Below are 13,422 nucleotides of genomic sequence, written 5' to 3'. Positions count from 1 at the left end.
GTCAGACCGGTACCGTCACGAGTGCCGTGGCCACGCCGGACTGGTCGACCGCCTGCACCTGGATGCGTTCGATATCGTCGCGTGGTGCTGCGGTGGACGTCGTGAGCAGTAGTGGGGCCGGCTGTTCGGGCGTGCCGTAACCGGTTTCCGGCACGGCCCAGGTGGAGAGCACCTCGGCGGTGCCGCTGGCCCGGATGACCACCAGCCGGCACTGCATCGGCCCTGGCACCCGGCGTAGCGCGAAGGACACCTGGGTGCCCCACCCGGCCTCCTCCAGCACCACGTCCGCCTCCACCCCGGTGGTCGGGTCGACCGTGCTGAACTTCTCCCCGGTCACCTCCGGCCCGCCGACCCCGGACTGTGGACCGAGCGGAGACGGACCGGCAGTGGCCGAGACCTCCCCGCCGGCCTGCGGCACCGTGGCGGAGTCCGCGCCGAACCATTGCGCGCCGACCAGGAACGAGCCGCCGGTCAGAGTCGCCATCAGGACGAACCCGGCAGCGATCTGTACCGGTCGGCTGGCCAGCCGCCGACGGCGGGAGCTACGGGCGAGGTCGAGCGGAAGGACCTGACCATGGTCGCGGTGCCGGTCGGTGCCGGACTCGCCGCCGGCCCAGCCGGGCGGCGGCACGTCGTCGGCGCTGCCGGTCGCCCCACCAGGCAGGTCCACACCGGTGGGGCTCTGCGAAGGGAGGGCGGAACTGCCCTCCAGTTGGCTGATGTCGACCGTGGACATCAGCCCGACGATCGGGATCAGGGACTCGAGTTCGGCGGCGCAGGCCCAGCAGCCCGCGAGGTGCTCCTCGAAACGCTCGACGTCGTCGGCGTCGAGCGCGCCCAGCGCGTACGCCCCGACGTCCCAGTGCGCGGACCGTGTCATTCCGTTACCCCCCGCTGTTGCAGCGCCGTCCGCAGCGCACGTAGCGCGTAGTAGACCCGCGACTTCGCGGTACCCAGTGGCAGACCAAGCTCCTGTGCCGCCTCGGGGACGGTGCGTCCCCGGAAGTACGTCTCGATCAGGATCTCCCGGTGCGGCTGGCTCAACGTCCGCATGGCATCGGTCACCGTCATCTGACGCAGCACCTGATCGGTGCCGTCGGACTCGGCGAAACTTTCCAGGTCCCGGTCGTACTCCTCGGTCGGCCGGGCCTTCTCGCTGCGGTGGTCGTCGATGGCGATCCGCCGTGCCACGGTGACCAGCCAGGGGCGCAACGACGCCTGCCCCTGGGCACCGAGCCGGTGGGCGTTGCGCCACGCCCGCAGCAGTGTCTCCTGGACGATGTCCTCGGCCCGCTGCCGGTCCCCCCCGGTCAGCCGGAGCACGAACCCCAACAGGGGTCGGGCGTGCTCGGCATACAGCGTGCGGACGAGATCGTCCCCGTGGCTGGACTCCGGCGTCCCGGCCTGGTGCCGGCTGCCTGCAGTCCGTGACGTCACCGGCTCATCATCGCGCTCGGCCGCCCTCCCGTCGATGGTCTGCCAACGTTGCATGGCCCTGATGGCCGGCGACCCGCTGCCGGTCACGCCTGGCCGGACCGTCTCCGCCTGCCAGCCGCTCGCGACCGCATACATCGCAGGACCTCCATCCGACGTCACCTGACGGCCCGCGGCTGGGGGCCCACCTCCAGATACGGAACCGACCGGCGGACGGATCAAAGCCCATGCGGAAAAGTTCCGTCGGGTGGTGGCGGCGACGGCTGCGCGGTGGCGTCGTCGATCGGCGCCGCCGCCGCGATCAGCTGGTCGAGTGCCGCGCCGTGTACCACCCGGCTGGGGAACCAGTCCCCGGCGGCGCGCCGGGTCAGCTCAGCGACCTGCGGCAGCGTGCGTCCGGCGACCACCACGAGGTTGCCGTACCGGCGTTGTCGCAGCACCGCCGCGTCCGCGATCAGGCAGATGCCGGGCAGCACCTGGCGGACCGACGCCAGGTGTCGCCGGGCCCAGTGCAGCGGCGGCCCGTCGGCGACGTTGGACACCAGTTGCCCGCCGGGGGCGAGCACCCGGGCCACCTCGGTCACGAACTCCACCGAGGTCAGCCCCGCCGGAGTACGGGCACCGGAGAAGACGTCCGCGATCACCAGGTCGTAGCTGCCGGCGCGGGCCTGCTCGACCGCGGTACGGGCGTCGCCGACCCGGACCCGCAGGTTGCGGTCGGCCGGCAACGGCAGTTCCCGGCGGACCAGCTCGGTCAGCGCGGCGTCGATCTCCACCACCCGTTGGTGCGACCCGGGTCGGGTCGCGGCCAGGTAGCGCGGCAGGGTCAACGCACCACCGCCCAGGTGCAGGACCCGCAGCGGTACGCCCGGTTCGGCGGCCAGGTCGACGGCGGCGGCGATCCGCCGGACGTACTCGAACTCCAGGTGCGTCGGATCGTCCAGGTCGACATGTGACTGTTGGGTGCCGTCCAGCAGCAGGGTGTAACCCCGGCGGCGGTCCGGGTCCGCGACGAGTTGCGCGGTGCCGGTGTCGACCTGGACCGGCGGCGGTGCTGTCCTACGAGCGCGGCCCACGGTGGCAGTATGCCGGTACCGCACCGGACAGCCGGCGGGGGACCGGCGCAACGCCCGGCTGCCGACAGGCTCGACGCCCAATGGGGGACGGGCTCATCGCCGGGCCGCCGACAGGCTCAACGCCCGGTGCAGCAGCCGGGCGTCGCCGAGCATCGCCCGCAGCCGCCGCTCCAGCCCGGCGATCGGCACCAGGTTCTGCGGCGCGCGGGGGTCCTTGTACGGCGTCGACGCGAACCGGGGCAGCGCCGCCAGCGAGAGATCGGCCAGGGCGATGGCCGCCTGCGCCGTGATGTCCGGCCGGCACTCCACCCGGACGATGCCGGCCCAGGGAGCGCCGCGCGGCCCGGGCAGCCGCAGGTACCACGAGTAGGTACGCCACCGGGTGCCATGCAGGAACACCGGACTGCGTTCGGCCGGTCGCAGCCCGGTCACCACCGGGAGCAGACCGGCCGGCAGGTACGTCTTGCTGACCGACTTGATGTAGCCGATGGTGTTCGGCAGTTGCCGACCGCGCAGCGGACCGTCCACCACCAGCAGTTCGTCATCGGCGCCGTCGGCCCCGGCCCGGGCCTGCTCGGACACGGCGATCTCCAGCGCGGCCAACGCCGGCTGCACCACCTGCGGCAATGTCGCCGGATCCGGGTGGTCGACCCGCCGCGCCGGGTAGCGGATCTGCCCGACGGTCAGGTCGGTCGCGGCGGCGCTCGGAGTGAACAGTCCGCGCTCCGGCCGTGCTCCGGCCAACGTCGCCGATCCTGCGCGCAGGTCGCAGCGGACCACGCCGGCCGCGTACGAGGCGGCTATCGCCGGGTAGGACACCCCGTCCGGCTCGTCGCTCCACAACGACGCGTCGATCCGGCGTACCCCGTCGACCAGCAGCACCACGTCCGGTGCGCGTACGTCGGCGGGCTGCCGTAACGCCTGCCAGGCAGCCGGATCCAGCTCCACCGCGAGATCGGTGGCGTCCGAGCTGTCGTCGGTCGCGCCCGGCGCCCCCGCTTCGGGTGCTTCGAACGACGTGCCGTAGCCGGGCTGCCAGCCCTCGACGAACCACCGGACACCGCCGCCCGGCTGTTGCGCCGGCCCGCCGGTCACAGCCCGCTCCGGTGCACCCGCGCGGTCCGGGCGTCCTTGCGTACCTCGAAGCGTACCGGCACCCGTGCGGCGAGCGCCGGTACGTGGGTGACGATCCCGACCACCCGGTCGCCCCGGGCCGCCAACCCTTCCAACGTGGCCGCGACCGTGTCCAACGTGGCCGCGTCGAGGGAGCCGAAGCCCTCGTCGAGGACGATCGATTCCAGGCTCGCCGCGCTTGTCGACATGCCGGCCAACTGCTCCGACAACGCCAGGGCCAACGCCAGCGACGCCTGGAACGTCTCCCCGCCGGACAGCGTGCGTACGCCTCGGCGCAGCCCCGCGTCGTGATGGTCGACGACGAAGAACTCGCCCGCGTCGTGCACCAGTTCGTACTGGCCGTTGGACAACTCCTGCAGGATCCGCGAGGCCCCGTCCACCAGCAGGTCCAGCGCCTCGACCAGCAGCCACCGCTCGAAGTTGTTCGCCCGTAGATGTCCGGCCAGGGTCCGGGCCAGCTGCGCCTGCCGTTCCTGGTCGGCGCGGCGCTGGCGTAGCTCGCCCACCTGGGCGAACCGCTCGACGAGCCGGTCGTGGTCGCTGCCCGCCCGCTGCACCGCCAACGCGGCGGCCTGTCGGTACGCCGCCGGGTCGACCGCCGCGCGGGCACCCGGCCCACGGTCGTCGGCGCCGCGCCGGGCGTCGGGTACCGGCGCCGGCGCACCGGCGGCTAGGAACAGCGCGTCGATCCGGTCGGCGACGGTGGCGGCCGACTCCCGGGCGTTCGTCAGCTCCTGGTCGGCGCGGGACTGTGCCGCCCGGCGGTCGGCCGCCAGCGCGTCCGCCCAGCCGGCCAGCTGGGTCCAGGCGTCGGCCAGGTCACCGCGTTCGGCGGCCGGCGGTGCCAGCCGCGCCACCGCGTCGCGGACGGTGTCGAAGTCCCGCCAGGCCGACTGCAACCGCTGTTCGCCGGCCACGGCGGCCTGCTGTGCCCGGCGGGCCACGTCCCGGGCCTGCCGGACCTGGACACCGGCGGAGTCGAGCCGGTCCTGCAGCCGGTCGACCGCCGTCAGTTCGGCGTGCAGTGCCTCACTGCCGGGTGAGGCGGCCACCTCGCGGTCGAGCTCGGCCAACCGGCCCGCCAGCTGCTCGGCGCGTACCCGGGCCCGGTCGACGGCCCGGTCGACCTCGCGCAGGGCCTGCTCGGCGTCGGTGACCGCCTGGCTGGCCTGGTCGGCGGTGGCCCGGGCCGCCTGGCCGGCGGCCTTCGCCTCGGCGACTTGGGAGCCGGCCGGCTCCGGTGGCAGCACCGGCACCGGCTGGGCGCAGACCGGGCAGTCCGCCCCGGCGACCAGCTCGTGGCGCAGTGCCGCGGCCCGGTCGGCGGTCTGCGCCTGCTGGTACGCCCGGCGGGCCTGTTCCAACGCGGCGTCGGCCGCCTCGGCGCGGGCCCGGACCGCGTCCAGGGTCGCCTGGCCGGCGGCCTGCTCCGCCTGCGCGGCGGTGAGCGCCGGTGCCAGCCCGGCGATCTCCGCCGCGACCCGGTCCCGTTCGACGTGCGCCTGCAGCAGCAGCCGCAGGGCGGCCGGATCACCGGCGGCGGCCAGTTCGGCGCGGACCTTCTCCTCCCGTTCCTCGGCGGCGAGCACCGCGCGGTCGGCGTCGGCGGCGGCGGTCCGCGCCCGGGCCACCTCGTCGGCGAGGACAGTCGCCGACGCCGGCGGTGTCACGCCGGCCAACAGGTCGATCTCCGCGGCCAGCGCGGCGACCCGGTCGGCGACCGTGGTCACGGTCCGCTGTGCCTGCTCCAGCTCGGGCAGTACGTCGTCGACCGCGCCCGCCAGCGTCCGCATCGCCTCGACGTGCGCCGCCGCGGCGGCCACCGCGTCGGCGTCGGCGTCGGTCAGCCCGCCGAGCAGGTGGTCGACCGCGGCCATCGCCGCCTCGGCGGCACCCGCGCGGGCGGTGGCCCGATCCCGGACCTGCTCGTAGACGTGCAGCCCGAGCAGGTTGATCAGGATCTGCTGGCGGGTGGCCGGCTTGGCGTGCAGGAAGTCAGCGAATCGGCCCTGGGGCAGCAGCACACAGGTGGTGAACTGCTCGTACGGCAGCCCGACCGCCTCCAGCACCGCCTGCTCCATCTCGGCCGGACTGCCGGCCAGCACCTCACCGAGGTCGTCCGGGCTCATCCCGGTGTCCAGCCGGGTCACGTCGAACCCGGGCGGCATCAGCTGCAGCCCGGCGCCGCCGGTCTTGACCGCACCCCGGGAGTCGCGGCGTACCACCCGGGTGGCCACGTAGCGGCTGCCGGCGCTTTCGAAGACCAGCCGGACCCGCGCCTCGGTGGCCGACGGCGCCAGGGCCGAGCCGATGCCCCGGCTGCTGCCCCAGCGGGGCACCTGGCCGTACAGGGCGAAGCAGATCGCGTCGAGGATGCTGGACTTGCCCGACCCGGTCGGCCCGACCAGGGCGAAGAAGTCGGCGTCGGTGAAGTCGACCGTGGTCTCCTCGCGGAACACGGTGAAACCGGCCATGTCCAGCCGCAGCGGCCTCACGACGAGGTCACCTCCTCGTAGAGGGTGTCGAACAGGGCGCGGACCCCGTCGTCGTCCTGCCCGCGCGCGTCGAGGTAGTCGGCGAACAGCACACCAGGGTCGCGTCCGGTGCGCTGTGCGGTCCGGGCGGGACCGACCTGGGCCCGGGCGAACTCCGGGTCGATGCGGACCTCCAAGGCCCGGGGCAGCAGCTCCTGCACCTGCTCGCGCAGCCCGGCCCGGGGCACCTCCCGGATCAGGACCCGCAGCCAGGCGTCGCCGTGGTCACCGGCGGCCAGCTCCGCCAACGTGCCCCGGACGGTACGCAGCGTCGCGGCGGCCGTTACCGGTACGTCGCGTACCCGGGCGGCGGTGGTGGCGCTGACGTCGACCAGACTGACCGACGGGACGTTCTCCTCCTCGCCGAAGTCGACCGCCAGCGGGCTGCCGCTGTAACGCACCGGACAGGGCGCCTCCAGTTGCTGCGCCCGGTGCAGGTGGCCGAGGGCGACGTAGTGGGTGCCGGTCGGGAAGACCGTCGCCGGTACGGCGTACCCGAGAACGGTGTGGACCTCGCGCTCGCCGCCGCCGGAGCGCCCGCCGACCACCGTCAGGTGCGCGGTGATCAGGTCGACCACGCCCGGTTCACCGAAGCCGTCGGTGAGTCGGGCCAGCACCCGGGCGACGTGGTCGGCGTAGGTCTGGGTGGCCTCGGCGGCGGTCAGCTGGTACATCTCGGTGGCCCGTACGGCGTACCGCTGGGACAGGAACGGCAGGGCGACCAGCCGCCACCGCTCGCCGCTGTCGGTGACGCCGGTGACGATGTGCTCGTCCGGGTTGTCGCGGACCGTGCCGCGCAGGGTGATGCCGGCGGCGTCCGCCCACGGCCGCAGCGCGTCCAGGGCCGCCCCGTTGTCGTGGTTGCCGCCGATGGCCACCACGGCTGCCCCGGTGGCGCGCAGCGCGGTCAGCGCGCGGGTGACCACGCGGGTGGCGTCCGGCCCGGGGGCGGAGGTGTCGTAGAGGTCGCCGGCGACGATCACCAGGTCCGGGCGTTCGGTGCGGGCAATCTCCACCAGCTGGGCGAGCACCTGGATCTGCTCGGCCAGTCTGGGCTGTCCCTTCAGGACCTTGCCGACGTGCCAGTCGGAGGTGTGCAGGATCCGCATCCGGGGGGACCTCCTGAGCCTCGGGTCAGAACGGGATATCATCGTCGTTGATCGTCGACCGGCTGCCGACCACCGCGAACGGGTCTGCCGCCTGCACGATGGAGCGCAGCGTGCCCGACGGCGCGGCCCCCGCCTCCGACGAGCGGGTGGCCCAGGCCGGGAACGGGAACTCCAGGCAGAGCGGGACCGGGATGTCCGGCTGGTTGACGAACATGGTCCCCGGCTTGGCCAGCAGCACCCGTTGGCGCTGCACGGCCGGCAGGAAGCCGTACTCCGGCCGGGACGCCTCGGCCGGGTCGAGCCGGCCGACCACCCGGATCGCCGAGTTGGTGACGATCCGCCGCTCCACCTCGCTGGCGGTCTGCTGGGCACCGATCAGGATCACCCCGAGCGAACGGCCCCGCTCGGCGATGTCGAGCAGCACCTCCTTGATCGGCGACGACCCGTCCCGGGGGGCGTACTTGTTGAGCTCGTCGAGCACGACGAACAGCAACGGTTTGGCGGTGCCGGCCCGTTCCTTGCGGTCGAATTCGTTCTTGAGGGTCACCCCGACCACGAACCGCTGCGCCCGGTCCGGCAGGTTGTGCAGGTCGACCACGGTCACCTGGGCACTGTCGTCGGTGCTGATCTGGTGCGGCCGTCGGCTGGCCAGGTCGCCGCGGATCAGCCGGGCCAGGTCGCGTTTGCTGCCGATCAGCCGGCGGGCGAACGCGTTCACCGTACCCATGCCGACCGCCGACCCGGCCCATGCCGACCGGGTCTCCTCGTCGCCGAGCTGGTCGACGACGTGGTCGACCAGATCCCCGTACGAGCCGATCCGCCGGCCGTCGATGCTGATGCCGCCGTCGGCGGGTTGCGCGTGCCGGCGCAGGTACGCGGTGACCGCGTGCACCACCATCGTGTACTGCTGGCGTTCGTCGTCGGCGTCGGCGAACACGTACGGCAGCAGCTGCTTGTCGCAGAACTCAGCGACGGTCCAGTAGAAGCTGTCCACGCCGGTGAGCCGGCTCTGTACGTCGGGGGTGCCGGAGGCGTCGCCGGCCCGGGGCGGGGCGTAGACCCGTACGTCCGGGAAGGCCCCGGCGGGCAGGCCCAGCTTGGCGTACGCGGCGGTGGTGGCCTCGTCCAGCCGGATGTTGGGATGGTCGAGGAAGAGCAGGTCCTCGCCCTTGACGTTGAAGATCAGCGCCTTGGCGTTGACCGCGTCACCGCCGAGTTGGCCGGAGCGGAACACCGAGTAGAGCAGGAACGTGGCGAAGCTGGTCTTGGTGGCGACGCCGGAGATGCCGGAGATGGAGACGTGCGCGCCGCGCTGACCGTCGAGGAAGTCGGCGTTCAGGTAGACCGGCACCCCGTCGCGGCCGGTACCCATCGGGATCCGGCGCTCCATCCGGTCGAAGTGCAGGGCGCGGGCCCGGGCGTCGCCCTGGGCCCGCCAGACCGGCGCGCCCGGCGACGGCGGTACGTAGATCTCCGGGTCGACCCGGGTGGCGGTGACCTCGGCGGCCTCCTGCACCTGGGCGGGCAGGGTGCCGTCGGCGATGGCGAACACGTCGGAGTCGAACTGCGCGCCCTCGTGCCGGGCGCGCACCTGGGTGACCACCCCGGCGATCGTCACCGGCTCGGCTCCCGGCAGCTCGCGGCGGGTCACCACGACGTCGTCGAGCTGCAGGTAGTTGTGTTCGTCGACCGCCGTCCAGAACTGCAGCGGGGTGGCGTCGGCGGTGCCGAGCACCCGGCCGACCGGGATGCCCTCCGGCGTCGCATCACTCATCGTGATGTCCTGATCGCTGCATCTCGCGTCGCTTCGTTCCCACGGGTTGCATCCTGCCCCACCGGTACGACTCCGGCCGCATCCGACCCGGGGTCGGGCGCGTCAGCCGGGTCGGGTGTAACGCAGCAGCAGCATGCCGTCGTCGGCGGCCAGCACCTGGTGCAGCCGCATCGGGCGGACCGGTCCGGACGGCCCGGCGGTGATCCGGCCGGCCCCGGCGCCGGCGAGCAGCGGCGCGACGGTCAGGCAGAGTTCGTCGACCGCGTCGACGGCGGTCAGCGTACCGAGCAGCAGCGGGCCACCCTCGCAGAGCAGGTGGCGCATGCCGCGCTCGCGCAGCGCGTCCAGCCCGGCGGCCAGGTCGACGGTGCGCTCGCCCGCGACGACCAGGTCGGCCACCGGTGCCAGCCTCCTCCGTCGGTGCGTCGGCGCGTCGGAGGTGGTCAGCACGATCGGCCGGACCGGCGCGTCGGCCAGGGCCGGCAGTGCGGGATCCAGATCGAGCGAACCGGAGACCACCACCAGGGTGGGCTGCGCCGGGCGACCCTGTCGGCGGCGCCAGCCGCGTCGCCGTTCGTCGAGGCGCAGCGCCCGGTACTGCTCCTGGCGCAGCGTGCCGGCGCCGACCAGCAGCGCGTCGCAGAGCATCCGCAGGATGCCGAAGACCCGCTTGTCGGCGTCACCGGACAGGCCGGCCGAGCGACCGTCGACCGCCACCGCGCCGTCGGTGCTGGTCACGAAGTTGGCGCGCAGGTGTACGTCGGCGGTGACGGTGTACGCGTCGACGAGCCGTGCGTCGTCGAGCGGGTCGCTGGCGGGCCCGGGAGAGAGCCGGCGGATAGCCGACCTCGTCGTGGCGGTGCTCATTCGCCGGCCGGACCGGTGACCGGGGGGACCGGGGCGGGGGTACGGTGCTGACAATCGCACCAGTTACCGCCTCGACACTTTTCGTGCTGGTGTTCCCGGCACGCACGGCAGATCATGAGTCCGAGCCTAGGCCAGAGAAAGGGCCGGTATGCCTCGTCAGATCTTCCATCTGCTGGTCACCCTCGCCGAGGTGGTGCCGCCGGTCTGGCGCCGGGTCCAGGTGCCGGGTGGGTACACCCTCGACCGGGTGCACCGGGTGATCCAGCACGCCATGGGCTGGCAGGACTGTCACCTGCACTCCTTCGAGATCAACGGCGCGCAGTACGGCGAGCCGGATCCGGACGGCGAACTACTGCTGCGCGACGAACTGGACACCCGGTTGGACGCGGTCGCCGGCAAGGGCACCCGGTTGCGCTACACCTACGACTTCGGTGACTGGTGGGAGCACGACGTCGTGGTGGAGGACGTCGGGGCGCCCGAGCCGGATCTGCGCTACCCGTACTGCGCCGACGGGGAGCGGGCCTGCCCACCTGAGGACGTCGGCGGTGCCTTCGGTTACGTCGAGTTCCTGTCCGCGATCGCCGATCCGGCACATCCCCGGCATGGCGAGATGCTGGACTGGGTGGACCGTCGGTTCGATCCGGCCGCTTTCGACCCGTGCCGCGCCACGACGTTGCTGCGCCGGCTGACCTGAGCGCGTCTGCGCCGCCTGCCGACCTGAGCCCGTCTGCACCGCCTGCCGACCTGAGCCCGCCTGCGCCGCCTGCCGACTACGCAGGGTGTGGGTGGCCGTTGCGCTGACCGCAGAAGGGTGCCCGGTCGGCCGTAACGAAATGGGAACGCTCCCATCGGCCCCTTGACACCTCCGAAACCTGCCGGCAATCTCATGGGAGCGCTCCCGGCCGGGGTGAGTGAGACTGACATCACTTGCTTGTGCTCCGCGGAGCGTGGTCGCGCAGTGCCCGCTCCCGGTCGACGGACCCCTTTCGACCCACGCTGTCCCCGCCGGAGCGGACACCACGTGATCACCCCCCACCACAGAAGCGACCTTGAGAGGGGTCAGGATGAGCGTCACGCTCCGGCGGTACGCCGCAGTCGCACTCGCCTCCGCCGTCCTCGTGACGGCGGCGGCCTGCGGCTCTGACGACGCCGAATCGGATCCGGACGGCCCGATCACCCTGGTCGTCGACATCTTCGGCGACGCAGGCTTCGGATACGACGAACTGATCGAGAAGTACCAGCAGGACAACCCGAACGTCACCGTGCAGCAGCGGGGCAAGGGCCTTGGCCTGGGCGACTACAACACCCGTCTCACTCAGCAGATCACCGCCGGCTCCGGTGCCGGAGACGTGGTGGCGATCGAAGAGGGCACGATGTCGCAGTTCTTCGCCCAGGCCGACAAGTTTGTCGACCTCGGTGAGCACGGCGCCAACGACCTGAAGGACAACTTCCTGCCCTGGAAGTGGGAGGCCGGCGTGCTGCCCGACGGCAAGGTGCTTGGGCTCGGCACCGACGTCGGCGGGATGGCGCTGTGCTACCGCAAGGACCACTTCGAGGCCGCCGGCCTGCCGACCGAGCGTGACGAGGTCGGCGCGCTGTGGTCCAGCTGGGAAGAGTTCATCGAGGTCGGCAAGCAGTTCAAGGCCGCCACCCCGGACAAGGCGTTCGTCGACTCGGCGACCAGCTTCTACAACCTGGTGCTGAGCCAGATCGCCGGTGCAGGCAGCGGGCACACCTACTACGACACCAGCAACGAGTTCGTCCTGGAGAGCAACCCGGACGTACGGGCGGCGTTCGACCTGACCACCGACATGATCGGTGCCGACCTGTCGAACAACCTGCAGTCGTTCTCCAACGAGTGGAACGCCGGCTTCAAGAACGCCAGCTTCGCCACCATCGCCTGCCCGGCCTGGATGACCGGTGTCATCGAGGGCCAGGCCGGTCCGGAGGCCGCCGGCAAGTGGGACATCGCCAAGGCGCCGGGCAACGGTGGCAACTGGGGCGGCTCGTTCCTCGCGGTGCCGACCTCCAGCAAGCACCAGGCTGCCGCCGCTGAGCTGGTCAAGTACCTGACCAGCCCGGAGGGCCACATTGCCGCCTTCGAGGCGGTCGGCAACCTGCCGTCGTCGCCGCAGGCGCTGGCGGACCCGAAGGTCGCCGAGGCGGTCAACGACTACTTCTCCGACGCCCCGACCGGTGAGATCTTCGCCGCCGGTGCCAGCGAGCTCAAGCCGGTCTACCTCGGCCCGAAGAACCAGGCGGTCCGTACGGCGGTGGAGAACGCGCTGCGTGCGGTCGAGCAGGGCCAGTCGCCGGAGGCGGGTTGGCAGGACGCCGTCACGAACGGTACGGCCGCCGGCCGATAGAGCGGTGCGGCACCCCGTGTGAGAAGTGGCGTCGGCAGGACCTGCCGACGCCACTTCTCCCGCCGCGTCGCGGTGCCAGCGGCGCGTGGACCCCCTGGCCAACGGCGGCCGGCCGCCGTACAACTGAAGGACTTCCCGATGAGCCTGGAGCTTGACACCCCCGCGCCGGCACAGCCGCGCGGTCACCGGGCGGGTCCGGCCGGCGGCGGCGAGAAGGCCCGGCGCCTCTCGCTCACCCGCCTGGACCTCAGATTCTCCCCCTACCTGTACGTCCTGCCGTTCTTCGTCATTTTCGCGATCTTCGGCGTCTACCCGATCGTCTACACCGTCTGGATCGCGCTGACCGACCGGTCGCCGCTGAACGCCGAGATCAGCTTCGTCGGCCTGGAGAACTTCGTCCGGCTGATCACCGACGACCCCCAGTTCTGGAACGCGGTCTACAACACCTTCGGCATGTTCGTGATGGCCTCCGTGCCGCAGCTGGTGATCGCGATGATGCTCGCCAACGCGTTGAACCGGCGGATCAGGGGACAAACCTTCTTCCGGATGGCCATCGCCATGCCGATCATCACCTCGACCGCGGTCGTCGCGCTGATCTTTTCGATGATCTACGCTCGCGACTTCGGCCTGGTCAACTGGCTGCTGTCGGTGTTCGGCGTCGATCCGATCGACTTCCGGGCCAGCAAGCTCGCCTCCTGGTTCGCCATCTCCACGATGGTCGACTGGCGGTGGGTCGGCTACAACGCACTGATCTACCTCGCCGGGATGCAGGCCATCCCCAAGGACATGTACGAGGCCGCCGCGCTCGACGGCGCGTCCCGGATGCGGCAGTTCTGGTCGATCACCGTGCCGCAGCTGCGCCCCACCATCATCTTCACCCTGATCATCTCGACGATCGGCGGCCTGCAGCTGTTCACCGAGCCCTTGCTGTTCACCAGCGGGCCGGGCGGAATCTCCGGTGGCTCCCAGGGGCAGTTCCAGACGATCACGATGTACCTGCTCGACGTCATGAACCAGCGCTTCCAGTGGGGTTACGCGGGCGCGGTGTCGCTGCTGTTGTTCCTGCTGATCGCGGGCATGTCGCTCGTCAACTATCTGCTGGCCCGTCGAATCAGCTCGGACAAGTGA

11 protein-coding genes are annotated in these 13,422 nt (G+C 72.1%); 3 read left to right on the top strand and 8 right to left on the bottom strand.

The features are described 5' to 3' along the window. Position 1 precedes the first annotated feature (1 nt). The 8 genes from ACN28F_RS05445 to ACN28F_RS05410 form a co-directional block, all read right to left on the bottom strand. Positions 2-880, bottom strand: coding sequence for an anti-sigma factor family protein (locus ACN28F_RS05445; RefSeq protein WP_289206996.1), 879 nt, complete (start codon positions 878-880; stop codon positions 2-4). Beyond that, positions 877-1,572 carry a sigma-70 family RNA polymerase sigma factor gene (locus ACN28F_RS05440; RefSeq protein ID WP_289206995.1) on the bottom strand — a complete coding sequence of 232 codons (696 nt, stop codon included), beginning with the start codon at positions 1,570-1,572 and terminating at the stop codon, positions 877-879. The genes ACN28F_RS05445 and ACN28F_RS05440 overlap by 4 nt, the downstream gene beginning before the upstream one ends. An 80-nt stretch (positions 1,573-1,652) precedes the next feature. Next, positions 1,653-2,510: a spermidine synthase gene (locus ACN28F_RS05435; protein WP_289206994.1), complete on the bottom strand. Its 858-nt coding sequence runs from the start codon at positions 2,508-2,510 to the stop codon at positions 1,653-1,655. A 93-nt stretch (positions 2,511-2,603) separates the two neighbouring features. Next, positions 2,604-3,605, bottom strand: a complete 1,002-nt coding sequence (locus tag ACN28F_RS05430; RefSeq protein ID WP_289206993.1) for a hypothetical protein — start codon at positions 3,603-3,605, stop codon at positions 2,604-2,606. After that, positions 3,602-6,139 (bottom strand): AAA family ATPase, encoded by a 2,538-nt coding sequence (locus tag ACN28F_RS05425; RefSeq protein ID WP_421357147.1) that lies wholly within the window; start codon positions 6,137-6,139, stop codon positions 3,602-3,604. Before ACN28F_RS05425 ends, ACN28F_RS05430 begins: the two co-directional genes overlap by 4 nt. Continuing rightward, a complete protein-coding gene (locus ACN28F_RS05420; protein WP_289206991.1) occupies positions 6,136-7,287 on the bottom strand; it encodes an exonuclease SbcCD subunit D in 1,152 nt (383 codons plus the stop codon). The genes ACN28F_RS05425 and ACN28F_RS05420 overlap by 4 nt, the downstream gene beginning before the upstream one ends. A 25-nt stretch (positions 7,288-7,312) precedes the next feature. Then, on the bottom strand, positions 7,313-9,061 hold the full coding sequence (locus ACN28F_RS05415; protein ID WP_289206990.1) for an ATP-binding protein: 1,749 nt from the start codon (positions 9,059-9,061) through the stop codon (positions 7,313-7,315). A gap of 102 nt (positions 9,062-9,163) precedes the next feature. Next, positions 9,164-9,928: a pyrimidine reductase family protein gene (locus ACN28F_RS05410; protein WP_421357146.1), complete on the bottom strand. Its 765-nt coding sequence runs from the start codon at positions 9,926-9,928 to the stop codon at positions 9,164-9,166. 148 nt (positions 9,929-10,076) lie between these two features. Between ACN28F_RS05410 and ACN28F_RS05405 the strand changes: the two genes are divergently transcribed. From ACN28F_RS05405 to ACN28F_RS05395, 3 genes are all read left to right on the top strand, one after another. After that, the gene (locus ACN28F_RS05405) at positions 10,077-10,622 is read left to right on the top strand and encodes a plasmid pRiA4b ORF-3 family protein (protein ID WP_289206988.1); all 546 of its coding nucleotides are present in this window, start codon (positions 10,077-10,079) and stop codon (positions 10,620-10,622) included. A gap of 370 nt (positions 10,623-10,992) precedes the next feature. Continuing rightward, positions 10,993-12,294, top strand: a complete 1,302-nt coding sequence (locus ACN28F_RS05400) for an ABC transporter substrate-binding protein (protein WP_289206987.1) — start codon at positions 10,993-10,995, stop codon at positions 12,292-12,294. A 138-nt stretch (positions 12,295-12,432) separates the two neighbouring features. Further along, the gene (locus ACN28F_RS05395) at positions 12,433-13,422 is read left to right on the top strand and encodes a carbohydrate ABC transporter permease (RefSeq protein ID WP_289206986.1); all 990 of its coding nucleotides are present in this window, start codon (positions 12,433-12,435) and stop codon (positions 13,420-13,422) included.

The sequence above is a fragment of the Solwaraspora sp. WMMA2101 genome, from assembly GCF_049179175.1.
In the GTDB taxonomy this organism is placed as follows: domain Bacteria; phylum Actinomycetota; class Actinomycetes; order Mycobacteriales; family Micromonosporaceae; genus Micromonospora_E.
This window is presented reverse-complemented; position numbering and strand designations above follow the sequence as displayed.